General features: G+C 66.5%; 20 protein-coding genes. 4 read left to right on the top strand and 16 right to left on the bottom strand.

Translation table 11 applies throughout. The features are described from left to right. Window positions 1-85 precede the first annotated feature (85 nt). The 3 genes from glpK to PV768_RS13600 form a co-directional block, all read right to left on the bottom strand. Window positions 86-1,600, bottom strand: a complete 1,515-nt coding sequence (gene glpK / locus PV768_RS13610; protein WP_157242094.1) for a glycerol kinase GlpK — start codon at window positions 1,598-1,600, stop codon at window positions 86-88. Window positions 1,601-1,649: 49 nt separating this feature from the next. Beyond that, window positions 1,650-2,399, bottom strand: a complete 750-nt coding sequence (locus PV768_RS13605) for an MIP/aquaporin family protein (protein ID WP_157242093.1) — start codon at window positions 2,397-2,399, stop codon at window positions 1,650-1,652. 92 nt (window positions 2,400-2,491) lie between these two features. Then, a complete protein-coding gene (locus PV768_RS13600) occupies window positions 2,492-4,264 on the bottom strand; it encodes a glycerol-3-phosphate dehydrogenase/oxidase (protein ID WP_370460710.1) in 1,773 nt (590 codons plus the stop codon). A gap of 179 nt (window positions 4,265-4,443) precedes the next feature. On the opposite strand from PV768_RS13600, the gene PV768_RS13595 reads away from it, so the two are divergent. Genes PV768_RS13595 through PV768_RS13580 form a run of 4 tightly spaced genes read left to right on the top strand, consistent with a single transcriptional unit; the run spans window position 4,444 to window position 8,320 of the window. Next, the gene (locus PV768_RS13595) at window positions 4,444-5,418 is read left to right on the top strand and encodes a sugar-binding transcriptional regulator (protein WP_157242091.1); all 975 of its coding nucleotides are present in this window, start codon (window positions 4,444-4,446) and stop codon (window positions 5,416-5,418) included. A 10-nt stretch (window positions 5,419-5,428) separates the two neighbouring features. Next, the gene (locus tag PV768_RS13590) at window positions 5,429-6,298 is read left to right on the top strand and encodes an aldo/keto reductase (protein ID WP_421093271.1); all 870 of its coding nucleotides are present in this window, start codon (window positions 5,429-5,431) and stop codon (window positions 6,296-6,298) included. Between the two features lie 10 nt (window positions 6,299-6,308). After that, window positions 6,309-7,235, top strand: a complete 927-nt coding sequence (locus PV768_RS13585; protein ID WP_421093270.1) for an alpha/beta fold hydrolase — start codon at window positions 6,309-6,311, stop codon at window positions 7,233-7,235. Beyond that, window positions 7,232-8,320: a glycosyltransferase family 1 protein gene (locus PV768_RS13580; RefSeq protein WP_321213608.1), complete on the top strand. Its 1,089-nt coding sequence runs from the start codon at window positions 7,232-7,234 to the stop codon at window positions 8,318-8,320. The genes PV768_RS13585 and PV768_RS13580 overlap by 4 nt, the downstream gene beginning before the upstream one ends. 9 nt (window positions 8,321-8,329) lie before the next feature. On the opposite strand, the gene PV768_RS13575 is transcribed toward PV768_RS13580, so the two are convergent. From PV768_RS13575 to pyrR, 13 genes are all read right to left on the bottom strand, one after another. Next, window positions 8,330-10,369, bottom strand: coding sequence for a primosomal protein N' (locus PV768_RS13575; protein WP_421093291.1), 2,040 nt, complete (start codon window positions 10,367-10,369; stop codon window positions 8,330-8,332). A gap of 229 nt (window positions 10,370-10,598) precedes the next feature. Then, window positions 10,599-11,834: a methionine adenosyltransferase gene (gene metK, locus PV768_RS13570; protein WP_321213609.1), complete on the bottom strand. Its 1,236-nt coding sequence runs from the start codon at window positions 11,832-11,834 to the stop codon at window positions 10,599-10,601. 86 nt (window positions 11,835-11,920) lie between these two features. Then, window positions 11,921-13,162 carry a bifunctional phosphopantothenoylcysteine decarboxylase/phosphopantothenate--cysteine ligase CoaBC gene (gene coaBC, locus PV768_RS13565; protein WP_421093269.1) on the bottom strand — a complete coding sequence of 414 codons (1,242 nt, stop codon included), beginning with the start codon at window positions 13,160-13,162 and terminating at the stop codon, window positions 11,921-11,923. A gap of 34 nt (window positions 13,163-13,196) precedes the next feature. Continuing rightward, window positions 13,197-13,457: a DNA-directed RNA polymerase subunit omega gene (gene rpoZ, locus PV768_RS13560; protein ID WP_321213611.1), complete on the bottom strand. Its 261-nt coding sequence runs from the start codon at window positions 13,455-13,457 to the stop codon at window positions 13,197-13,199. A gap of 15 nt (window positions 13,458-13,472) precedes the next feature. Beyond that, window positions 13,473-14,069, bottom strand: a complete 597-nt coding sequence (gene gmk, locus PV768_RS13555; RefSeq protein ID WP_321213612.1) for a guanylate kinase — start codon at window positions 14,067-14,069, stop codon at window positions 13,473-13,475. A gap of 34 nt (window positions 14,070-14,103) precedes the next feature. Beyond that, window positions 14,104-14,433: an integration host factor, actinobacterial type gene (gene mihF, locus PV768_RS13550; RefSeq protein WP_157242087.1), complete on the bottom strand. Its 330-nt coding sequence runs from the start codon at window positions 14,431-14,433 to the stop codon at window positions 14,104-14,106. A gap of 110 nt (window positions 14,434-14,543) precedes the next feature. After that, entirely contained in the window at window positions 14,544-15,416 is an 873-nt protein-coding gene (gene pyrF / locus PV768_RS13545) for an orotidine-5'-phosphate decarboxylase (RefSeq protein WP_323057117.1), read from the bottom strand. Further along, on the bottom strand, window positions 15,409-18,723 hold the full coding sequence (gene carB / locus PV768_RS13540) for a carbamoyl-phosphate synthase large subunit (RefSeq protein WP_157242085.1): 3,315 nt from the start codon (window positions 18,721-18,723) through the stop codon (window positions 15,409-15,411). Before carB ends, pyrF begins: the two co-directional genes overlap by 8 nt. Then, a complete protein-coding gene (gene carA, locus PV768_RS13535) occupies window positions 18,723-20,042 on the bottom strand; it encodes a glutamine-hydrolyzing carbamoyl-phosphate synthase small subunit (protein WP_421093268.1) in 1,320 nt (439 codons plus the stop codon). The genes carB and carA overlap by 1 nt, the downstream gene beginning before the upstream one ends. Further along, entirely contained in the window at window positions 20,023-20,544 is a 522-nt protein-coding gene (locus PV768_RS13530) for a hypothetical protein (RefSeq protein WP_157242083.1), read from the bottom strand. Before PV768_RS13530 ends, carA begins: the two co-directional genes overlap by 20 nt. Next, window positions 20,544-21,884 carry a dihydroorotase gene (locus tag PV768_RS13525; protein WP_421093267.1) on the bottom strand — a complete coding sequence of 447 codons (1,341 nt, stop codon included), beginning with the start codon at window positions 21,882-21,884 and terminating at the stop codon, window positions 20,544-20,546. The genes PV768_RS13530 and PV768_RS13525 overlap by 1 nt, the downstream gene beginning before the upstream one ends. Then, window positions 21,884-22,909, bottom strand: a complete 1,026-nt coding sequence (locus PV768_RS13520) for an aspartate carbamoyltransferase catalytic subunit (protein WP_323057115.1) — start codon at window positions 22,907-22,909, stop codon at window positions 21,884-21,886. The genes PV768_RS13525 and PV768_RS13520 overlap by 1 nt, the downstream gene beginning before the upstream one ends. After that, a complete protein-coding gene (gene pyrR, locus PV768_RS13515; RefSeq protein WP_421093266.1) occupies window positions 22,906-23,493 on the bottom strand; it encodes a bifunctional pyr operon transcriptional regulator/uracil phosphoribosyltransferase PyrR in 588 nt (195 codons plus the stop codon). The genes PV768_RS13520 and pyrR overlap by 4 nt, the downstream gene beginning before the upstream one ends. Window positions 23,494-23,542: the final 49 nt, after the last annotated feature.

Here is a 23,542-nt window from a genome sequence, read left to right as displayed (position 1 = left end):
TCCTGGCCGGCATGAAGCCGGCGCAAGAAGGAGGGCGGCACCCGTGCCGCCCTCCTTCTTCGCCATCCGCTGCCGGCAGGGGCGCCTAGCGCACGTCCTCGTCAACCCAGTCCATGGACTTGGTGACGGCCTTCTTCCAAAGCCGCATCTGCCGGTCCTGCTCCGCCTGGTCCAGCTGCGGTTCCCAGCGCTTGTCCTCGGACCAGTTGGCCGAGCACTCCCCCAGGTCCTTCCAGAACCCGACGGCAAGGCCGGCGGCGTAGGCGGCACCCAGCGCGGTTGTCTCCACTACCTTTGGCCGGATGACGGGGACGCCCAGGATGTCCGCCTGGAACTGCATCAGCGCATCATTGGCCACCATGCCGCCGTCGACCTTCAGCTCGGTCAGCGGAACGCCGGAGTCCGCGTTCACAGCGTCCAGGACCTCCCGCGTCTGGAAGGCGGTGGCCTCCAGCGCGGCACGCGCGATGTGGTTCCTGTTGACGAACCTGGTCAGTCCCACGATGGCGCCGCGCGCATCGGACCGCCAGTAGGGTGCGAAGAGACCCGAGAAGGCCGGCACGATGTACACGCCGCCGTTGTCCTTCACGGACGCAGCCAGGGTTTCCACCTCGGGTGCGCTGCTGATCAGGCCCAGGTTGTCACGCAGCCACTGGATGAGCGAGCCGGTGACGGCGATGGAACCTTCCAGGGCGTAGTGCGGCGCAGCGTCACCGAGTTTGTAGCCCACCGTCGTCAGCAGCCCGTTCTTGGAGTGGACGATCTCCTCGCCGGTGTTGAAGATCAGGAAGCAGCCCGTGCCGTACGTGTTCTTGGCCTCGCCTGCCTCGAAGGCCGCCTGGCCGAACGTGGCGGCCTGCTGGTCCCCGAGGATCCCGGCAACGGGAACCTCCCGCAGGAGTTGGGAGGTGTGCACGGTGCCGTACACCTCCGAGGAGGACTTGATCTCGGGCATCATCGTCCGGGGAACACCGAAGATGCCAAGGATCTCCTCATCCCACTGCAGGGTATCCAGGTCCATGAACAGCGTGCGGGAGGCGTTGGTGACGTCCGTGACGTGAACCCCGCCGTCCACTCCGCCGGTCAGGTTCCACAGGACCCAAGAGTCGGTGTTGCCAAAGACCAGGTCGCCGGCCTCAGCCCTGGCGCGGGCGCCCTCCACGTTGTCCAGGATCCACTTGATCTTTGTTCCGGAGAAGTACGTGGCCAGCGGGAGGCCCACTTTTTGCTTGAAGCGGTCCGGCCCGCCATCCTTGGCCAGCTCGTCCACGATGTCCTGGGTGCGGGTATCCTGCCAGACGATGGCGTTGTAGACGGCCTCACCGGTGGTCTTGTCCCACACCACCGCAGTTTCACGCTGGTTGGTGATGCCGACGGCGGCAATATCGTGCCGTGTCAGGTTCGCCTTCGACAGCGCTGAGGCAATGACCTCCCGGGTGTTGTTCCAGATTTCGGCCGGGTTGTGCTCCACCCAGCCGGCCTGCGGGAAGATCTGTTCGTGCTCCATCTGCCCGGAGGACACGATGCTCCCGCTGTGGTCGAAGACGATGGCACGGGTGCTGGTGGTTCCCTGGTCGATGGCGATTACGTACTGGTTCATGGTTGACGTCCTTGTCTGTAATGGAGTTGAGCAGTGGTTGGGTAGGGGGTCAGGAGGCGGCCGTGACGATGATGGGGGCAATCCTGGCGACGATGCCGCCAAGGGCGCCGCCAACCAGCGGGCCTACCACCGGAATCCAGGAATAGCCCCAGTCGCTCGAGCCCTTGCCCTTGATGGGGAGCAGGGCATGGGCAATGCGTGGACCGAGGTCGCGGGCAGGGTTGATGGCGTAGCCGGTGGGGCCGCCCAGGGAGACGCCGATGCCGACGACGAGGAGTGCGACAGCCAGCGGGCCCAGGCCGGAGGGGGTCCCGCCGAACGTCAGGATGACAAACACCAGGACGAAGGTGCCGATGATTTCGGTCACCAGGTTCCAGGAACTGGAGCGGATGGCCGGTCCGGTGGAGAAGACGGCAAGCTTGCTGGCAACCTCCTCTTCAGCGTCAAAGTGCTGTTTGTAGGCGAGCCAGCACACCACGGCGCCGAGGAAGGCGCCGAGCATCTCGCCGCCGAAGTACGTCAGGGTGGAAGCGAAATCCACCGGTACATCCGGCGCGTATTCGGCCTTTCCGTTAATCAGCAGCCCCAAGGTCACGGCAGGATTCAGGTGCGCCCCGGACTTTGCGGCCACGAAGACGCCCGCGAAGACAGCGATGCCCCATCCCCAGGTGACCATCAGGAACCCGCCGCTGTTGCCCTTTGTCCCCCTCAGGGCAACGTTGGCGACGACGCCGCAACCCAGAAGGGTCAGCATCGCCGTTCCGAATACTTCGGAAAGGAAAACTATTCCAAGAGACATCTTTGACTCCTTTTATTTTCAGATGGAGGTCCTTCGCGGGTTGAAGGACCGTGTGGCCGGGGCGGGTTGCCGCCCCGGCCGACAGCCGGGCCTCAGGCGACCAGGCTGTGGGTTTCTACACGGTGGAACTTCTGCAGCACTTCCTGGGCATGCTTGATTTCCGCTGCCCGGGCTGCGGCGTTCCAACCCAAGGGAACGGACAGCACTTCGGCCATTTCGTTGAGCAACTCGCCCGTCACCAGCCCCCGGAACGCCAGGGAGGTCCGGCGGATGAGGACGTCCACCAGGTGCCCCACCTGCTCATGGGCCGCCATGAACTCAAGTTCACGGACGCTCAGTTCGCGGGTGGAGTGCAGCAGCCTGTCAGGTCCGGCGTCAAGGTATTCCATGACCGCTTCCGCACGTGTCCCGTACCTGGTCAGGAGCCCTGCTGTACGGTCCGCGTCACGGTTGTCGGCCATATGGGCCTTGATCCACTTCTGGACACCGGCCTCATCGGCAGGGAACCCGGCGCCGCCGCCGATAGGCAACTGCGCGGTGGAGACTTTGCGCTCCATCCCGATCTCAGCCAGGACGTCGTTCGTCATGTGTTCGGCGAGGGCACGGAAGGTTGTCCATTTGCCGCCTACCAGGCTCAAGACCACGGCGCCCTTTCCATTCCGGTCCAGTCCCGTTTCCCGGCGCTCGATGCGGTAGTCGCGGGAAACGAAGCCGGGCTGGGTGGCATCGTGGCGCGGCAGCGGCCGCACTCCGGAGAAGGTGTAGACGATCTGCTCACGGGTAACGGCGATGTCCGGGAACACGTGGCCTATCAGGTCGAAGAAGTACTCGATTTCCTCATCTGTGCAGACGGCGTCCTCCGCCATGTCCGCATCCACATCCGTGGTACCCACAAGGACCCGGTCACCCATGGGGTAGATCAGGACGATCCGCCCGTCCGTGTGCTCGAAGAAGATCTCCCTGCCGCGGCAGGCTTCAAGGAGCGCAGGGTGGTCCAGGACGATGTGGGAGCCCTTGGTGCCGCCCATGAACGTGGAGGCAGAGCCCATGGCGGCGTTGGTGAGGTCCACCCAGGCGCCCGTGGTGTTCACAATGACGTCTGCAGTGAAGTCGAATTCCTCCCCCGTCAGTTCGTCCCGCAGCCGCACGGTGCTTCCCCGGCCGGTGCCCGGATTGGGCTGTCCGGTGACGGACTGCAGCGAAACGTAGTTGCTGGCACGGGCCGTGCTGCCCTGTCCGTTGCCTGCACCGGTTGCCGCCAGCCCGGCTTTCTCCCCGTCCTGGAGGACATCGAGCGTAAGCCGCTCCGGGTTGTGCACGGAAGCGTCGAAGTAGGTCGCCGTGTATTTCACGTCGGGGCGGAGGCTGGGCAGCTCGGCAAGGGCACGCTGGCCGCTGCGGAACTGGTGACGCGGGACGGCGCCGCCATCCCGGGAAAAGGAGTCGTACAGGCTCAGGCCGAGCTTGATGAGGAAGGCACCCCGTTCCTTCGGCTTGCCGTGCTGCTTGTGCGTCAGGAAGCGAAGCGGTGCCGCAAGGACGCCGGAGAAGGTGCTGAAGATCGGGATGGTGGTCTGCAGCGGCTTAACGTAGTGCGGGGCGATGCGAAGCAACCGGTTACGTTCCACCACTGATTCCCGGACCAGGCGGAACTCGCCGTTTTCCAGGTAGCGGATGCCGCCATGGATCATGTGGGAGGAGGCGCCGCTGGCCCCCTGGCAGTAGTCGCCGCGTTCCACGAGGGCGACGTCCACGCCCTGCAGCGCAAGGTCACGGAAAGTTCCCACGCCGTTGATGCCTCCTCCCACCACGAGGACCTTGGCATGTGGACGGCGCCGGAGGTGGTGCACTGCGCTGCGCTCCACTCCTGGCTTCGCCGCTGAAGCAATAGGTTGGACGTGAAAATCCTTGGGTCCCAAAACAACTCCCTTGGGGCTTTGTGTGACGCGGTACCGGATGGGTTTACCGCCGTTTCACCACTATTCTTTGGAGTAATGGAAAATGGAGTCAAGCACTATGCACAAACGTGCAGTCTGGAGGACTGATGGACCCCTCACGCCACTCTGACGCACTGCGGGCTGCACAAATGTATTACCTGCAGGACCTCACCATGGACGCCATAGCCCGGGAGCTGGGGACGTCCCGGTCCACGGTTTCCCGCCTCCTGTCCTCCGCCCGCGAATCCGGCCTGGTGCAAATCCAGATCCGCAATCCGCTGGATACGGGCCCCGAACTGGAGGGCAGGATCCGCCGGCGGTACGGCGTGGATGTCCACGTGGTTCCGGTCATGGAAATACTCAATGAGGCGGAAACACTGGACCGGGTGGCGATGCAGGCAGCGCGAACCATCGGACCGCTGGTGGATTCCAACGCGATCATCGGAGTGGCCTGGGGATCCACCCTGAGCGCCGTCAGCCGCCACCTCACCCGCAAGATCACCCATGACAGCGTCATCGTGCAGTTGAACGGCGCCGGCAACATGCACACCACCGGTATCACGTATGCCAGCGACATCATGCGGCGGTTTGGAAGCGCCTACGGGGCCAGGGTTGAACAGTTCCCGGTGCCTGCCTTCTTTGACCACGCAGCCACCAAGGTTGCCATGTGGAATGAACGCAGCGTGCAACGGATCCTCGAACTCCAGGCGAAGATGAGCATCGCAATTTTCGGCGTGGGCTCCGTGGACGCCGACTATCCCAGCCACGTGTATGCCGGTGGATACCTGGACGAGGCTGACCTCAACATCCTGGCAACCTCGGATGTTGTGGGCGACGTAGCCACCGTCTTCTTCCGCAGCGACGGCTCCTCCGACGGGATCGTCCTCAACGAACGATCCACCGGACCCGCACTCGCGCAGTTGCGGCAAGTCCGACGGAGGATCTGTGTAGTGTCCGGGGTGTCCAAGATCAACGGGCTCCGCGGAGCCCTGGCGGCGGGCCTGGCCACGGACCTGATCCTGGACGAGGCCACCGCGCGCCGCCTGGTGGATTTTGAAGGTCTCGCCACCGCTGGTGGGTAGAGTCGTGGCTATGAGAACTTCACCGCGGCTCAGCCTGAACAATGGCGTGCTGATCCACCAACTCGGATACGGGCTCTACAAGGTCCCGGCCGCCGACGCGGAAGGCCTCGTCGCCACTGCGCTCGCAGCCGGATACCGCCACTTCGACACGGCGGCGATGTACGGCAACGAAACCGGTGTGGCTCGGGGCATCAGTTCGCAACTGGGCGGTGACGCGGGCAGCGGCGGCTCGGGCGAGCTGTTCCCGGCGCTGTCCCGGGAAGACATTTTCGTCACCACGAAGGTGTGGAACAGCGACCACGGCTATGACGCCACGCTGCGTGCCTTTGATGAGTCCATGGTCAATCTCGGCCTTGACTACGTTGACATGTACCTCATCCACTGGCCTTGTGCCGCCCGCGGCCTATTTCCGGACACGTACCGTGCTCTGGAAACCCTGTACCGGGAAGGAAAAGTCCGTGCCATCGGCGTCAGCAATTTCCAGCCCGCCCACCTTGACCGGCTGCTGCAGACCGCGGAAGTGGTCCCCGCCGTCAACCAGATAGAACTGCATCCGTGGCTGCAGCAGGCAGAACTCCGGACACAGCATGATGGACTGGGTATCCGGACCGAAGCGTGGAGCCCCCTGGGGCGGGGCCAGGTCCTCGCCGACCCCGTTGTCCGCGCCTGCGCCTCCGAACACGGCAAAACCCCCGCCCAGGTGATCCTCCGCTGGCATATCCAGCTGGGAAATATTGCCATCCCCAAGGCGAGCTCGGAGGTGCGGATCCGGGAAAACATGGACATCTTCGACTTCGACCTCTCCGCCCGGGACATGACGGCGCTGGCCGGGCTGGACCGGGGTTACCGCACCGGGTCCCACCCGGACACCGTTAACTGAGGCAGGACACATGACTACAGCACAGCCCGGATCCGCCGCGCCCGCCTACTTCAGCGCCGACCTGGCCGCACGCACGTCCGCCTCCACCCTGGAGCTCGACGGCGGCAAGGTTGCCTATTGGACCTACGAACCGCTGGTGGCCAGCCCCGAAACACGCACCATCCTGGTCATCCATGGCTTCCGCGGAGACCACCACGGACTGCTGAGGGTGGCAGACCAGCTTCCCGAGATGCGGATCATCATGCCGGACCTGCCCGCATTTGGTGAGTCCGCGGCATTCCGGTCGGGCGAGCATTCCGTGGAGCGCTACGGCCTGTTCATCACGCAATTCATGGCAGCCCTGGGCCTCGGCCCGGACACGGTCCTGCTGGGACACTCGTTCGGCTCCATCATTGCGGCGCACTTCGTGGCCGATCGTCCCGGCACCGTGGATCCGCTCATCCTCATCAACCCCATTGCGGCACCGGCACTGGAAGGGCCAAAGGGTGTGATGACCAGGCTGGCGATCCTGTACTACCGCCTTTCAGCCCGGCTCCCCCGGACGGTGGGACTGGCCCTGCTGCGGAATCCGCTGATTGTCCGGGTCATGAGTGAAACCATGGCCAAGACGGGCGATAAAGACCTCCGCCGGTTCATCCACGGCCAGCACCACGCCTACTTCAGCGCTTTCGCCAGCCGGGAGAGCCTCCTTGAATCGTTTACGGCATCAGTCAGCAGCCATGTGGCGGAAGTAGCCGGCCGGCTGACCCTGCCAGTCCTGCTGATCGCGGGGGAAAAGGACGAGATCGCCGCCCTGGCCGACCAACACCGCCTGGCTGCGCTGCTGCCGGATGGAGAGCTCCAGGTGATTCCCGGCGTCGGGCATCTGATCCACTACGAAACACCTGAACCGGCAGCCACTTTCATCCGCAGCTTCCTTAAGGACCATCCCGCGTGAAGATTGTCATTGACGCACGGTTTACCCGGACAGACCACCACGACGGCATCAGCCGCTACGGCGCCAGCCTGATTGCCGCCACGGCTAAAATCGCCGACGTCTCCATGCTGGTCTCCGACGTCCGGCAACTCGCCCTGCTCCCGGACGTTCCGTACACCCTGATCGGCAGCCCGCTGTCGCCGTCGGAATTGTTCGTGGCGCGGACCATCAACAAGCTGGGCGCCGACGTGGTGGTGTGCCCCATGCAGACGATGGGAACATGGGGCCGCAAGTACGGCCTGGTCCTGACCCTCCACGACCTTATCTACTACGAACACCCGGCCCCGCCCGGCTTCCTCCCCGCGCCCGTGCGCCTGCTGTGGCGGCTGTACCACAAGGCATACTGGCCGCAGCGGCTCCTCCTCAACCGCGCCGACACTGTGGCCACCATCAGCGCAACCACGGAAGCGCTGATCGCAAAGTACCGCCTGACGCGCCGCCCGGTGCGGATCATCAGCAATGCCCCCCAGCCGGAGCAGGAACACGGACCGCGGCCCGCTGGCGCCGGTGCAGACCGCGCGCTCGTCTACATGGGCTCTTTCATGCCGTACAAGAACGTGGAAACCATGGTGGCGGGGATGGCGGGCCTGCCCGGGTACACCCTCCACCTGCTCAGCCGCATCACGCCCCAACGCCGCGCCGAATTGGAACGCCTGGTTCCGCCAGGGGCGCACGTGGTATTCCACAACGGCGTCACGGACGAGCAGTATCACGAATTCCTGCGCTCTGCTGCGGCGCTGGTCAGCCTGTCCCGGGCTGAAGGCTACGGGCTTCCCCTGGTGGAGGCCATGGCGCTCGGCACCCCTGTTGTTGCCAGCGACATCCCCATCTTCCGGGAGGTCGGCGGGGACGCCGCGCTCTACGTGGATCCGGAGTCCCCGGAACAGTTTGCCGATGCCGTGCGCACGCTCCAGGACAACGGGCACTGGGAGGAACTTTCGCGGCGCTGCGTTGCGCGTGCACGGGAGTTCACCTGGGACGAGTCGGCCCGCCAGCTAGTGGATGTGGCACACGAAATCATGGCCCGGCGCCGGGGCCGGCGTTAGAGGACGCCCCTAGAGGACGTCGATGCCGTCCAGCCGGAGCTGGAAAGGCTCGCTGGAGCGTTTCGCAGCGGCCGCGGCCCTGGTGACCCGCAGGACACGGGTGACGGCCGCAGCCTGTCCGTAGGGGAAGAAGAGCAGGGTGCGCACATCCTCCGCTGAACGGCGGGGCGACGGCGGACCGCTGAGCACCACGGGTGCGGGCCCGGCGGTCCGTAAGGTGATCCCGCTGGAGGCAAGTTCCGCTGACACGGCACCGGTGTAATGTTCGACGGCGGCGCGCGGCCCGGTGACGGAGGCGAGGCGGACCGCGGGGGGAAGCTGCAGCTCCATGCGCAGGGAAAGTTCCCGTTCCGCATAACCGGCGGGGTCCCAGCGAAGCAGTGCACCCACGGCAGCTGTATCCGCGGCCGTGACCACTACCAGCCCGCCGTCCGCCGCCGGACGCACCAGAGCGGCTGCATTGAACCACCGACGCACCGTATCCTCGCCGGCGCGCAGCGTCTCCCGGCGCAGGAGTGAATCACCGTCCAGGAGCAGTGCAGCCGCGTATCCCCCGTCCGCTACCGGTTCGGCACCCACCGTGGCCACCACCAGCGCCTTGCCCGGACCCACCTCAGCCTTTACCTGGTCTCCCGAGGAAGTAACGACGGTCTTCCCGGGAAAGGCACGGCCGAGTTCCTCAGCTGTCCTGATCACTCCGGTGGCACCCTTGCGCAGGCGCCTGCCGCCGCAGTGCACGCAGTGCCAGTCCGGCGCCGGGGTGGAGCACCAGCGGCATTGGGGCATGGCGGACGTGCCGCTGGCGCCTGCCACGGCCAGCGGTCCCTGGCAGCTGCCGCAGCGCGCCGGCTCCCGGCACATCTCACAGGCCAGTGACGGCGCATAACCGGCGCGGGCCACCTGGACCAGGACCGGTCCGCGCTCCAGCCCCTCCTTGGCGGCCCGCCACGCGGCGCCGGGCAGGCGGGCAATCCTGGCCAGCGGATCCCGCTCCTGCTCGAAGCTGTCAGCAGTGTTGACGATGCGCGGAGCTGTCCTCCGGACGTCAGGGCGGCCGGCTTCGACCGCACGTGCCCAGCCCGCTTCTACCAGCCGCTGGGCTTCCGTGCTTCGGGAGTGGCCTGCAAGGAGGCACGCGGCATCCTCCTGCCCAGCCCGCAGGAGCAGCACCTCGCGGGCGTGCGCATACGGGGCGCGCTGCTCGATGTGGAGGTCGTCGCCGTCGTCCCAACAGGCCACCAGGCCCAGGTCCTTGACGGGTGCAAAAGCTGCCGACCTGGTGCCGATGGCAACGCGGGCAGTCCCTGCCAGGAGCCGCAGGAAGTTCCGGTACCGCGGGGTGGGACCGTCGTCGGCAGTCAGCCGGGCAACTGCGTCTTCGGGCAGCAGGCAGTGGAGCGCCTCTTCAAGGCGGTCAAGGTCGCGGTAATCGGGCACAACCACCACGGCGCCGCGCCCTGATGCGTACGCGGCGGCCACGGCCTCCGCCAGCAGCTGGGGCCACCCACCCGGACCGAATCCCTGCAGCGGGTTCAGCACGGCCCTGGGCGAACCGCCACCGGCCAGGTGCTGCAGGAAGGCCTGGCCGTTATGGTAGGCCGCCCAGGCACTCGGCAGGGCGTCCTGCGCGGGACCGGCCTGCAGGGCCGTGGCCTCGCGGGGTTCTGCCTGGTCCGGGACTGCCGGCCCCGCCGGCTCCGCTGACGCGAACTCCTTTTCCAGCCTGGCCACCCTGGGCGGGACGGCGACGCGGAGGACATCGCTGACCGTCCCGGCGTAGCGTGCGGCGACGGAGGAAACAAGCTCCCGGACGGCGGGCGTCAGCACCGGCACCGGGGACACAACCTTCGCCAACGGCACCAGGGTGTGCCCGGCGTCGGACTCTGCCACCCGCTCCATGATGAACCCGTTGAGGTCCTGGCCGTTGAACTTGACTTTGACCCGGACTCCCGGCTTGGCGGACTCGTCAAGGGCCTCCGGAACCCCGTAGTCGAAAAGCCGGTCCAGGTGCGGAAGGGAGGATTCCACCAGCACCCTGGCCACGGGCATATTCTTTGACAACTGCGGTCCCGGCGGCCGGGACGCGGAAGGAAACCCCTGCAGCAGGGTAGGCTGCACGGCGTCCGGGATGTCCAGGAATGGCTTGAGGGTCCTGTCAGCAGCGATGGCCGTTACCTCCGTTCAGCTCCCGTGTGGACATGTCCAGCCAACCACAGGGCGGTGACATTCCGCCGAAGGCAATGATTCCCAAGGCAGGCTCAGGGCGGCCCACCGGGGCTTAGGCGTTGAAGAACGCCTTCAGGTCATCAACGCGGTCCAGCCGCTCCCAGGTAAAGTCCGGCTCGTCGCGGCCAAAGTGGCCGTGGGCTGCCGTCTTGGCATAGATGGGGCGCTTCAGGTCCAGTGCATCGATGATGGCACGGGGGCGCAAGTCGAAAATTTCCGCGATGGCGGCGCTGATCCGGGCCGGATCAACGGTTTCAGTCCCGAAGGTTTCCACGTAGGTACCTACGGGACGGGCCTGGCCAATGGCGTACGCAATCTGGATCTCCGCACGCTTGGCGAGTCCTGCCGCCACCACGTTCTTGGCAACCCACCGCATGGCGTAGGCAGCCGAGCGGTCCACCTTGGACGGGTCCTTGCCGGAGAAGGCCCCGCCGCCGTGCCTGGCCATGCCGCCGTACGTGTCCACGATGATCTTGCGGCCGGTGAGGCCGGCGTCGCCCACGGGCCCGCCAATCACGAACTCACCGGCAGGGTTGAGGATGTTGCGCACCCGGGACAGGTCCAGGTTGGCACCTGCGAGCACCGGTTCGATGACGATCGACGCGAGGTCGGCGCGGAGCTGGTCAAGACTTGCACCTTCGGCGTGCTGGCTTGAGATAACCACCGTTTCCACCGAGACCGGAACGTCTTTGTCGTATCCGACCGTCACCTGGGTCTTGCCGTCCGGACGCAGGTAGGCCAACTGGCCCGACTTGCGCACTTCGGTGAGGCGCTCGGACAACCGGTGTGCCAGCCAGATGGGCACGGGCATGTAGGAGGGGGTTTCATCGCTGGCGTACCCGAACATGAGGCCTTGGTCGCCGGCGCCCTGAAGGTCGTAATCGTCTTCCTGGCGCCCCTCACGGGCCTCCAGGGAGTTGAACACGCCCCCGGCGATGTCGTTGGACTGCTGGCCGATGGATACGGACACTCCGCAGCGGGCGCCGTCGAATCCATTGGCTGAAGAGTCGTAGCCGATGCCCAGGATGGTTTCGCGCACGATCTGCGGAATCTCCACGTAGGCATCGGTGGTGACTTCGCCTGCAACGTGGACCAGGCCGGTAGTGGCCATTGTCTCCACCGCGACCCGGGATTCGGGGTCGGCGGCCAGCAGCGCGTCCAGGATGGCGTCACTGATCTGGTCGCAGATCTTGTCCGGGTGGCCCTCGGTGACCGACTCGGAAGTGAAGAGCCGAAGCGCGGGAGGCGTGGCCCCGGAAGTGTGGGGAAGGTGCAGCGGTAAAGTCACTTAACTACCTTACTGGTTGGAATACGCCCGCCCCGCAGGAGACGCCGGGAGATGTCTCCGTGCTAAGCAAACGTGGCCTGAAACACTCAGGCGCGGGGCGAAACGGCATTCAGTTCAAAGGCGATCCGGCTGATGATGGCCGCTGACACCTCGGTCTTGGTTCCGGACGCCTCCTGTGGTTCGGACCCGGAGCGGGCAAGGATGACAACCGAAGTGGTGTCCTGGCCAAACACTTTGTCCGTACCCACGTGGTTGACCACCAGCAGGTCGCAGCCCTTGCGTTGCAGCTTCGCTTCGGCGTGGGCCAGGACATCGCCGTCGCTGTCTCCGGTCTCCGCCGCGAAGCCGACAATCAGCTGGTGCCCCTCCCCCCGGACGGTACTGTTGCGCAGTTCCACCAGTTCAAGCAGGATGTCCGGGTTGCGGACCAAGGTGATCACGGGATCGGTCCGGTCATCACGTTTCTTGATCTTGGTGTCCGAGACCTCCGCGGGGCGGAAGTCCGCCACTGCCGCGGACATGATGACGACATCGGAATCAGCTGCCGCCGCCAGCGCCGCCTCCCGCAATTGCAGGGCGGTCTCCACTTGGACAACCTCGACGCCAGCCGGCGGCGGAACTTCCATGTGCGCTGCGAGGAGCCGGACGTTTGCCCCTGCATTCCGGGCGGCTACGGCCAGGGCGACACCCTGCTTGCCCGAGGACCTGTTGCCGAGGAACCGCACCGGGTCCAGGGGCTCGCGGGTGCCACCGGCGCTGATGGTGATTGTGCGGCCGGCCAGCGGAAGCTGAAAGTCCTGCCGGCCCTCCACCAGGGCCATGGCGGCGGCGAAAATGGCTTCCGGCTCGGGAAGCCTGCCGGGGCCCGAATCTGCACCCGTGAGCCGCCCGGTGGCCGGCTCCAGGACCGCAGCCCCGCGCCCGCGGAGGGTCTCGACATTGGCGCGGGTGGCCGCGTGCTGCCACATTTCGGTGTGCATGGCGGGGGCAAACAGCACCGGCCCGTGAGCCATCAGCAGCGTGTTCGTCAGGAGGTCCCCGGCCTGTCCGGTTGCAGCCTTCGCCAGGAGGTCCGCCGTGGCCGGAGCGACGACCACGAGGTCTGCCTCGTGGCCGAGACGCACGTGGTTGACCTGGTGGACGTCGTCAAAGACGCTGTTGCTGACCGGATTCCCGGATAGCGCCTCCCAGGTGGCGGTGCCCACAAAACGTGTGGACGCCTCCGTGGGAATCACGGTCACGTTGTGCCCGGCTTCAGTAAAAAGCCGGAGGAGCGACGCCACCTTGTAGGCGGCAATCCCTCCCCCGACTCCGAGGACTATGCGCACGTGGCCTCCGTCACCAGTACGTCAGGCGGCAGTTTTACTCTGCCGGCTGGATCGGCGTGGAGACCAGCTTGCCTTCGTTGATCTCGCGAAGGGCGATCGAGAGGGACTTCTCGTTCAGCTTGGTGTCAACCAGCGGGCCGACGTATTCGAAAAGGCCCTCGTGCAGCTGGGCGTAGTAGGCGTTGATCTGACGAGCACGCTTGGCACCGAAGATCACCAGGCCGTACTTGGAATCTGCCGCTTTAAGCAGCGAGTCGATCGGCGGGTTGATGATGCCTTCAAGGTTCGTGGACACGAATTCTCCAAAGTTCTAGCGGGTTGACGGTTCCGGCAAACCGTGCGGATGCGGGGTCAGCCCCATGAGTGAAACAAGCTCGTCCGCTGCCCGGCGAACGTCGTCGTTGATGACGGTATGGTCGAACTCCGGTTCAGCAGCAAGTTCCAGTTTAGCGGTTTCCAGGCGTCGCTGCTGTTCCTCGGGGGATTCCGTGCCGCGGCCCACCAGGCGGCGCACCATTTCGTCCCAGCTGGGCGGGGCCAGGAACACAAACTGGGCGTCCGGGACAGCGGCCTTGACCTGCCGGGCACCCTGCAGGTCGATTTCCAGGAGCACGGACCGGCCCTCGGCGATGGCATGGTCCACCGTGCTCTTCAAGGTCCCATAGGTGTTCTGGCCGTGGACCACTGCCCATTCGAGGAGTTCACCGTCAGCCACGAGTTTTTCGAACTCTTCCTTGGACTTGAAAAAGTAGTGGACCCCGTCCTGCTCTCCGGGGCGGGGTGCGCGGGTGGTGGCGGATACGGACAGCCAGACCTCGGGATAGTTGTCCCGGATGTAGGTGGACACGGTGCCTTTGCCAACAGCCGTCGGGCCAGCGAGGACTGTCAATCCAGGTTTCTTGCTCACGTATTCCTTTGCCGGGGTTTGGGTTAAGGCGGGTTTAGGGCCCGCCCTGGTTATCGTCTATAAAATCTACCAGCGCCCGGCGCTGGTGAACGCCCAGGCCGCGGACCCTGCGGGAAGCGGCGATTCCCAACTGGCCCATGATGATCGCGGCCCGGACCTTTCCGATGCCCGGAAGGGCCTCGAGCAGCTCCGAAACCTTCATCCGCGCAAGGGCGTCGTCCTGCTGCGCGGAGTCGATGATGTCCGCCGCGGACCTCTCACCGTTCTTCAGGCTTTCCTTGGCCGCCGCGCGGGTGGCCCTGGCTGCTGCCGCCTTGTTCAGCGCGTCAGCCCGTTCCGACGCGGATAACGGTCGCAGGACCATGTGGACACCCCCGGATTCGGCGGACTGTGTCCAAAGGCGGCCGCCCTTGGACCTGTCCTGAAACTACCCTTTGGTGCTGCCCGAATCAATGCATCCGGTGAAACCCGCCGCTATTCGCTGCGGAGGCCGTGCAGGGTCCGCTGCGCGGCGTCCCGCAGGCCGCGCAGGTCCGGCCCGGCGGACAGGATGTCCCGGCTGGATGTTCCGAGGACCTGCGGGTAGGCCGTACCGAACGTGGCGCGGAGGTCGGCGGGCGTGGCGCCCTGGGCCCCGAGGCCCGGCGCCAGGAGCGGGCCGCGGACCGCGGCAAGGTCCAGTTCCAGTTCAGCGAGGGCCGAGCCCACGGTTGCACCCACCACCAGGCCCACGGAGCCCAGGTTCCCCGGGTAGCGCCGGTTTTCCGCCGCGGCGGCTTCGGTAATCCTCCGGGCCACCGAATCGGTTCCGCCGACGTGCTGGACCGAGGCGCCCTCCGGATTGGACGTCAGGGCAAGGACGAAGACGCCGCGGCCGGTCGCGGCAGCGAGGTCCAGGGCTGGCCGCAGGGACTCAAAACCCAGGTACGGGCTGAGTGTCACCGAATCCGCTGCCAGCGGGGAATCGTCACGGAGCCAGGCGTCTGCGTAGGCGGCCATGGTGGATCCGATGTCGCCGCGCTTGGCATCGGCGATGGTGAGCACCGACTCATCGCGCGCTTCGGCAAGAAGCTCCTCCAGGACAGCCATGCCGGCGGACCCGTGGCGCTCATACAGCGCCACCTGCGGCTTGATGGCGGCAGCGAGCGAACCCACGGCCTCCAAAACTGTCAGCGAAAACCGCCTCAGCCCGCCGGCGTCGTCCGCCAGCCCCCAGGCCTTCAACAGGGCAGGGTGCGGATCGATCCCGACGCAGAGCGGACCCCGGGCGGCCATGGCCGCGCCAAGCCGGGAGCCGAAGGGCTCCCGGCCCTGCACTGCGGGGGACGCTGGTGCCTGCTCAGGCACGCTGCAGCGCCGCCTTCTGGGACTCGGCCAGGGCAGCGGCATGCTCCTGCAGGCTGGTGACCGACCATTCGTAGGTCCGCATGGCCTCGATGGCCTGCACTGCGGCGTTGAACTCGGCCACCGTGGTGATGCAGGGGATGCCGATGGACGTGGCCGCGGCCCGGAGTTCGTAGCCGTCGCTGCGGGCCTCGCCGCCGGAAGGCGTGTTGAAGACCATGTCGATCTCACCCGCGATCACGAGGTCGGCGATGGTGCCTTCGCCTTCGGCGCTGCTGCCTTCTGCCACCTTGCGGACCGGCGTTGCCTGGATGCCGTTGCGGCGCAGGACGTCGGCGGTGCCGCCGGTGGACACGATCTCGAAACCGAGGTCGGAGAGCCGCTTGACGCCCATGATCACCGAGCGCTTGTCCCGGTTGGCCACGGAGACAAAGATCTTGCCTTCGGTGGGCAGTGCGTTGTTGGCGGCGGCCTGGCTCTTCGCGAAGGCGGTGTCGAAGTGCTTGTCGATGCCCATCACCTCGCCGGTGGAGCGCATTTCCGGGCCGAGCAGGGAATCCACAACCTTGCCTTCCAGCGTACGGAAGCGGCTGAACGGCAGGACTGCCTCCTTGACGGAGACGGGGGCGTCCAGGGGCAGGGTGGATCCGTCACCGGTCTCCGGCAGCATCTTGTAGGCGCTGCGGAGCTGGTTGATGGTCACGCCGGTGCCGATCAGGGCGGCGGCCTTGGCCATCTGCACGCCGGTGGCCTTGGAGACGAACGGCACCGTGCGCGATGCGCGGGGGTTGGCTTCCAGGACGTACAGCACATCCGAGGCGAGGGCGAACTGGATGTTGATCAGGCCGCGGACGCCCACGCCTTCGGCGATGGCGCGGGTTGCCGTGCGGACCCGTTCCAGGACATTGGTGCCGAGGGTGATGGGCGGCAGGACGCAGGCCGAGTCGCCGGAGTGGATGCCGGCTTCCTCGATGTGCTCCATGATGCCGCCCAGGTACATGTCCGTCCCGTCGAAGAGCGCGTCGACGTCGATTTCGACGGCGTCCTCCAGGAAGCGGTCGATCAGCACCGGATGGTCCGGGGTGATTTCCGTGGCGTTGGCAATGTAGCGGGACAGGTTGGGCTCGTCGTAGACGATCTCCATGCCGCGGCCGCCCAGCACGTAGGACGGGCGGACCAGGACCGGGTAGCCGATCTCGTCGGCGATCTTCTTGGCGTCCTCGAAGGACACGGCGGTGCCGTTCTTCGGGGAGATGAGGCCGGCCTTGTCCAGGACCCGGGAGAAGGCGCCGCGGTGCTCGGCGAGGTCGATCGCCTCCGGGGAGGTGCCAAGGATGGGGACGCCGGCGTCGGCCAGCTGCTGGGCCAGCTTGAGGGGGGTCTGGCCGCCGAGCTGGACGAACACGCCCATCACGCCGCCGGTGCGTTCCTCGGCGGCGATGACCTCCAGCACGTCCTCGAGCGTGAGCGGCTCGAAGTACAGGCGGGTGGAGATGTCGTAGTCGGTGGAGACGGTTTCCGGGTTGCAGTTGACCATGACGGTCTCGTAGCCGGCCTTGCGCAGCGCCATGGAGGCATGGACGCAGGAGTAATCGAACTCGATGCCCTGGCCGATGCGGTTGGGGCCGGAGCCGAGGATCAGGATGGACGGCTTGGAGTGCAGCGCAACCTCGTCCTCCTCGTCGTAGGCCGAGTAGTGGTAGGGCGTGTACGCGGCGAACTCGGCGGCGCAGGTGTCCACGGTCTTGTAGACGGGGCGGATGCCCAGGGCCTGGCGCACTCCGCGGACCACGGCCTCGGAGTTGTGGGTGAGGGAGCCGATCTGCTCGTCGGAGAAGCCGTGGCGCTTGGCCCGCTTGAGCATGTCAGCCGTCAGCGCGCCGGCCTGGCGGATTTCCCGGGAGATCTCGTTGAGGAGCTGGAGCTGGTCGAGGAACCAGGGATCGATCTTGGTGGCTTCGAAGAGCTGTTCAACGGTGGCGCCGCCCAGGAGGGCGCGCTGCACCTGGTGGAGCCGTTCCGTCGTCGGGCGCTTTGCCTTCTCGATGAGGTCCGGCACTTCCCATTCCGGGACGGAGCTGAAGTCCAGCTGCGAACCCTTCTGCTCCAGGGAGCGCAGCGCCTTCTGCAGGGCTTCGGTGAAGTTGCGGCCCATGGCCATGGCCTCGCCCACGGACTTCATGGTGGTGGTGAGGGTGTTGTCCGCCGCCGGGAACTTCTCGAACGCGAACCGCGGAACCTTGACCACAACGTAGTCGAGCGTGGGCTCGAAGGACGCCGGGGTCTTCTGGGTGATGTCGTTGGGGATCTCGTCCAGCGTGTAGCCGAGGGAAAGCTTGGTGGCGATCTTGGCGATCGCAAACCCCGTGGCCTTGGACGCCAGCGCTGAGGACCGGGACACCCGGGGGTTCATCTCGATGACCACGACGCGGCCGGTGGCGGGGTCGATGGCGAACTGGATGTTGCAGCCGCCGGTGTCCACGCCAACTTCACGGATGACGGCGATGGAGATGTCGCGCAGCCGCTGGTATTCCCGGTCGGTGAGGGTGAGGGCCGGCGCCACCGTGATGGAGTCGCCGGTGTGGACGCCTACGGGGTCGAAGTTTTCAATGGAGCAGACCACCACGACGTTGTCGTTCTTGTCGCGCATCATCTCTAGCTCGTATTCCTTCCAGCCGAGGATGCTCTCTTCGAGCAGCACCTCGCTGGTGGGGCTGTACTGCAGGCCCTGGCCGACGATGCGGCGGAGGTCGTCCTCGTTGTAGGCGAGGCCGGAGCCCAGGCCGCCCATGGTGAAGGAGGGCCGGACCACCATGGGGTAGCCGAGGTCCTCGGCGGCTTTCAATGCCTCGTCCATGGTGTGGATGATGTGGCTGCGGGCGGACTCGGCGCCGCAGCGCTCCACGACGCCCTTGAACTTCTCGCGGTCCTCGCCAAGCTCGATGGCGGCGATGTTGGCGCCGATCAGCTCCACGTTGTACTTCTCCAGCACGCCGTTCTTGTCCAGCGCGATGGCCGTGTTCAGCGCGGTCTGCCCGCCCAGTGTGGGCAGTACGGCGTCGGGGCGTTCCTTGGCGATGATCTTCTCCACCACCTCGGGGGTGATGGGCTCGATGTAGGTGGCATCGGCGAACTCGGGGTCCGTCATGATGGTGGCCGGGTTGGAGTTGACCAGGATGACCCGCAGGCCCTCCTCCTTCAGGACGCGCAGCGCCTGCGTGCCGGAGTAGTCGAACTCGGCGGCCTGGCCGATGACGATCGGGCCGGAACCAATGACGAGGACGCTTTTGAGATCTGTACGTTTCGGCATTACTTCTTGTCCTCAGTCTTGTTGTCGTTGTTGTGGCCGGCACCAGCAGCGGTACCGGCAGCGGGATGGGCGGAGTCCACCGGTTCCTTGGACAGGTTGGCGGTCCTGCCGTCCCGGGTGCCCTCCATCAGGTCAATGAAGCGGTCGAAGAGGTACGCGGCGTCGTGCGGTCCCGCGGCTGCTTCCGGGTGGTACTGGACGGAGAAGGCGGGGATGTCCAGGCAGGCGAGGCCTTCCACCACATCGTCGTTCAGGCTGACGTGGCTGACTTCGACGCGGCCGTAACGTGCCTCCGGTGCCTGCGTGGCGCCGTCGAGCGGTGCATCCACGGCAAAGCCGTGGTTCTGGGAGGTGATCTCCACCTTGCCGGTGCGCCGGTCCATGACTGGCTGGTTGATGCCGCGGTGGCCGTACTTCAGCTTGTAGGTGCCGAAGCCGAGCGCACGGCCCAGGATCTGGTTGCCGAAGCAGATGCCGAAGTAGGGCAGCTTTTCGTCCAGGACGGAGCGGAGGAGCTTGACCTGGACGTCGGCTGTGGCGGGGTCCCCGGGGCCGTTGGACATAAAGAAGCCGTCCGGGTTGACGGCTTTGACGTCCGCCAGGGTTGCGGTGGCCGGAAGCACGTGCACGCGGACGCCGCGCTCGGCGAACCGGACCGGGGTCATGGCCTTGATGCCAAGGTCGATGGCGGCGATGCTGAAGCGGGGTTCGCCGTCCCAGCCGTGGTCCTTGGGTTCCACCACGTAGGCTTCGTCGATACTGACTTCCTCGGCCAGCCGGGCGCCTTCCATCGGGGCGCTGGCCAGCACGGCGTCGAGCAGTTCCTTGTCCGTGGCCTGGGCGGCCTCGCCGGAGAAGATGCCGGCGCGCATGGTCTTGTGCTCGCGCAGGTGGCGGGTGATGGCGCGGGTGTCCACGCCCTGGATGCCGACGATGCCCTGTGCCACCAGCTCCTCGTCCAGCGAACGCTCGGAGCGCCAGTTGGACGGGCGGCGGGCGGCATCGCGGACGATGTAGCCGGCGACCCAGATGCGGCGGGACTCGGCGTCCTCATTGTTCACGCCGGTGTTGCCGATGTGCGGAGCGGTCTGCACTACGAGCTGGCGGGCGTAGGAGGGGTCCGTGATGGTTTCCTGGTAGCCGGTCATGCCGGTGGCGAAGACTGCTTCGCCCAGCGCGGTTCCGGTGGCGCCGTAGCTGCTTCCGCGGAAGATGCGGCCGTCTTCGAGCACCAGCGCAGCTGGAGCGGACACGGGAGCGGAAACTGGGGCGGTTACTGCGGTGTTTGTTGTCACTGTCTTACTTTCCACTATTGGCATCAGCCGCGGGGGCCGAAGAAATCAATTCCTGAAGTGCTGCGATGAGCACGTCCCTGTCCTCTGCGCGCCTGGTCCGGAAGCCGGTGTCCAGCACATGGCTGCCGTGCGCCCAGGCAAGGACCAGGAGGCCGTCCTTCTCCACGAACTTTCCGGCCATCCCGCTGTCCAGCCGCACGCCGGCCAGGGACGCCGCCGGGATATAGAGCGCCGGAGCCCCGGAACGGTCAAAGAGGACGCCGTGCGGGTAGACCTCCAGCGTGGCATTGGTGCGGATGCCCAGCGCATGCACGGCGATCCGGTCCAGCCAGTCACCGGCGGTGGTGGACGCTACGTACTGGCCCTCGGCTGCGGCGAGCGGCTCCCCCGGCGCCTCCGGCACCACGGGCAACCGTTCGACGTCGGACTGGCGTCGGAGGCGGTTCCGCCAGCCCATCCAGATAAGGGCAAATGCTATGGCGATGAGGCCCAGCGTGATGACCAGCGAAAGCAGCTTGGTGTCCATCAGGCTGCGCCTGCGGTTGTGGCCGACCCGTACGGGTACGGGGTGTTGAGCTCGCCGTTGAGGACGGTGGGGTGGCCCTTGAAGAACGTGGCCACCACCTTGCCGGGCAGTTCCATGCCCTTGAACGGGGAGTTCCGTCCCATCGTGGCCATCTTTGCGGGCTCCACGGTCCAGCGCGCGGCCGGGTCCACCAAGGTGATGTTGGCGGGCTCCCCTGCTTCCAGCGGCCGGCCCTGGTCCTCGAGGCGGCCGATCGCCGCAGCCGCCGTGGAGGTCACCCTGGCAAAATCCGCCCAGGTGATCAGGCCGGTTTCGATCATGGTGTGCTGGACCACGGACAGGGCAGTTTCCAGTCCGGTCATTCCCATGGCCGCCTGCGCCCACTCGCATTCCTTGTGCTCACTGGGGTGCGGCGCGTGGTCCGTGCCTACGACGTCGATGGTGCCGTCCGCGAGGCCGGCGCGCAGGGCCTGGACATCGGCGTCGGTCCGCAAAGGCGGGTTCACCTTGTAGACGGGGTCGTAGCTGCGGACCAGGTCGTCGGTCAGGAGCAGGTGGTGCGGGGTGACCTCGCCGGTGACGTTGATGCCGCGCTCCTTGGCCCAGCGGATGATTTCCACCGAACCGGCGGTGGAGACGTGGCACACGTGGAGCCGGGACCCGACATGCCGGGCCAGCAGGACGTCGCGGGCAATGATGCTTTCCTCGGCCACCGCGGGCCACCCTGCCAGCCCCAGCACGGCGGACACTTCGCCCTCGTTCATCTGGGCGCCGGCTGTCAGTCGGGGTTCCTGCGCGTGCTGGGCCACCACGCCGTCGAACGCCTTGACGTATTCCAGCGCACGGCGCATGAGGACGGGATCGTGGACGCAGATGCCGTCGTCGGAGAACATCCGGACCCTGGCGCGGGAATCGGCCATGGCGCCCAACTCGGCGAGCTGTTCCCCGGCCAGGCCCACGGTGACGGCGCCGACGGGCCGGACGTCCACCCAGCCGGCCGTTTGGCCGAGGGTGTAGACCTGTTCCACCACGCCGGCGGTGTCTGCCACGGGAGTGCTGTTGGCCATCGCATGGACAGCGGTGTAACCGCCCAGCGCGGCGGCCCGGGTTCCGGTCTCCACGGTTTCGGCGTCTTCGCGGCCGGGTTCGCGGAGGTGGGTATGGACGTCCACCATGCCCGGCAGTGCCACCAGGCCGGCGGCGTCGACCACTGTGGCTCCGTCGGCTGAAAGAGCCGTCCCACGCTCAGCGATCAGCCCGTCGCGGATCAGCAGGTCCGCCGGTTCGCCGCCCAGGATCGAGGCGCCGCGGATCAGGTAGGTTCCGGTGTTGGCTGCCATCAGTTGCTCTCCTTGGTGGGATGGGTGCCGGCGTACGCCAGGGCGGGGGTGGCGGCTGGTCCGCGGGTGTCCCCGGAGAGCAGCAGGTAGAGTGCGGCCATGCGCACCGAGACGCCGTTGCGGACCTGGGCCAGCACGGTGGAACGCGGTGAATCAGCGGCTGCCGCCGAAATTTCCAGGCCGCGGTTCATCGGGCCGGGGTGCATGATGATGGTGTCCTTCATGCCCAGGGTGTCCAGCGCCCGCAGGCGGTTGTCATCAAAGCCCCAGCGGCGGGAGTACTCACGGGTACTGGGGAAGAAGGATGCATTCATGCGTTCACCCTGGACGCGGAGCATCATGACGGCATCAACGCCCTGTTCGAGGGTCTCGTCCAGGTTGTAGCTGACCTTGCAGGGCCACTTTTCGACGCCGATGGGCAGCAGGGTGGGCGGCGCCACGAGGGTGACGTCAGCACCGAGGGTACGCAGGAGCCAGACGTTGGAGCGCGCCACCCGCGAGTGCAGGACGTCCCCGGCAATGGCCACCCGCATGCCCTTGAGGTCTGCGCCTTCGGAACCGGTGCCGGCCAGGCGGGCCCAGTGCCGGCGCATGGTGAACGCATCGAGCAGTGCCTGGGTCGGGTGTTCGTGGGTGCCGTCCCCGGCGTTGATGACGGCGGCGTCGATCCAGTCGGTTGCGGCCAGGCGGTGCGGCGCACCGGAGGCCCAGTGGCGGATCACGACGGCGTCCGCGCCCATGGCGGACAGCGTCTGGGCGGTGTCCTTCAGGGACTCCCCCTTGGACACCGAGGATCCCTTGGCGGCGAAGTTGATGACATCCGCCGAGAGCCGCTTGGCGGCGGCCTCGAAGGAGATGCGGGTGCGGGTGGAATCTTCGAAGAAGAGGTTCACCACGGTACGGCCGCGAAGGGCCGGGAGCTTCTTGACCTCGCGGTCGCCCACGGCAGCCATCTCCTCGGCGGTGTCGAGGATACGGATGGCGCTGGCAAGGCTGAGGTCCTCGGTGGAGAGCAGGTGCTTCATGAGCGGCCCTCGATGACTACTTCGTTGACGGGTGCGCCGCCGGGGGCGCTATCGGTTTCCTCCAGCCGGACCCTGACCTTTTCCGCGGATGACGTCGGCAGGTTCTTGCCGACGTGGTCGGCCCGGATGGGAAGCTCCCGGTGGCCCCGGTCGATCAGGACGGCGAGCCGGACGATGCGGGGGCGGCCGAGGTCCACGAGGGCGTCCAGGGCGGCGCGGATGGTGCGGCCGGAGTAGAGGACGTCGTCGATCAGGACCACCACCTTGTTGTCGATGCCCGTGCGCGGCAGCTTGGTGGGGTACGGCGGCCGGGTGCCCTGGTGGGAGAGGTCGTCGCGGAACATGGTGACGTCCAGCTGGCCGACGATGGCCGCTGCGTCAACGGTGGGATCCGCGGCGGCGATTTTTTCGGCGAGCCGGACAGCCAGCGGGAAACCGCGGCGCGGGATGCCCAGCAGGACGAGGTCCTGCGATCCCTTGTTGGCCTCAAGGATCTCATGGGCGATACGAGTGAGGGCCCGGTCAATGTCCGCCTGGCTGAGGACAACCCTGGCTGGAACCGGTGCGCTGGTGACAGAAGTCAACGCTCGTCTCCCCTTTCCCCGCCTCACGGGACGGAATTAAAAAAGGATC

This window comes from Pseudarthrobacter sp. CC4 (assembly GCF_048957775.1).
Classification (GTDB): Bacteria; Actinomycetota; Actinomycetes; order Actinomycetales; family Micrococcaceae; genus Arthrobacter.
This window is presented reverse-complemented; position numbering and strand designations above follow the sequence as displayed.

What these genes read in the sequence shown, in the direction of transcription:
- PV768_RS13590 (WP_421093271.1), top strand. Translation starts at nt 5,429, where the DNA reads ATGAGAACTTCACCGCGGCTCAGCCTGAACAATGGCGTGCTGATCCAC.
- PV768_RS13605 (WP_157242093.1), bottom strand. Translation starts at nt 2,399, where the DNA reads ATGTCTCTTGGAATAGTTTTCCTTTCCGAAGTATTCGGAACGGCGATG.
- PV768_RS13525 (WP_421093267.1), bottom strand. Translation starts at nt 21,884, where the DNA reads ATGGCAGCCAACACCGGAACCTACCTGATCCGCGGCGCCTCGATCCTG.
- carA (WP_421093268.1), bottom strand. Translation starts at nt 20,042, where the DNA reads ATGCCAATAGTGGAAAGTAAGACAGTGACAACAAACACCGCAGTAACC.
- PV768_RS13585 (WP_421093270.1), top strand. Translation starts at nt 6,309, where the DNA reads ATGACTACAGCACAGCCCGGATCCGCCGCGCCCGCCTACTTCAGCGCC.
- PV768_RS13575 (WP_421093291.1), bottom strand. Translation starts at nt 10,369, where the DNA reads ATGCCCGTGGCCAGGGTGCTGGTGGAATCCTCCCTTCCGCACCTGGAC.
- PV768_RS13530 (WP_157242083.1), bottom strand. Translation starts at nt 20,544, where the DNA reads ATGGACACCAAGCTGCTTTCGCTGGTCATCACGCTGGGCCTCATCGCC.
- carB (WP_157242085.1), bottom strand. Translation starts at nt 18,723, where the DNA reads ATGCCGAAACGTACAGATCTCAAAAGCGTCCTCGTCATTGGTTCCGGC.
- PV768_RS13520 (WP_323057115.1), bottom strand. Translation starts at nt 22,909, where the DNA reads ATGAAGCACCTGCTCTCCACCGAGGACCTCAGCCTTGCCAGCGCCATC.
- PV768_RS13595 (WP_157242091.1), top strand. Translation starts at nt 4,444, where the DNA reads ATGGACCCCTCACGCCACTCTGACGCACTGCGGGCTGCACAAATGTAT.
- mihF (WP_157242087.1), bottom strand. Translation starts at nt 14,433, where the DNA reads ATGGTCCTGCGACCGTTATCCGCGTCGGAACGGGCTGACGCGCTGAAC.
- glpK (WP_157242094.1), bottom strand. Translation starts at nt 1,600, where the DNA reads ATGAACCAGTACGTAATCGCCATCGACCAGGGAACCACCAGCACCCGT.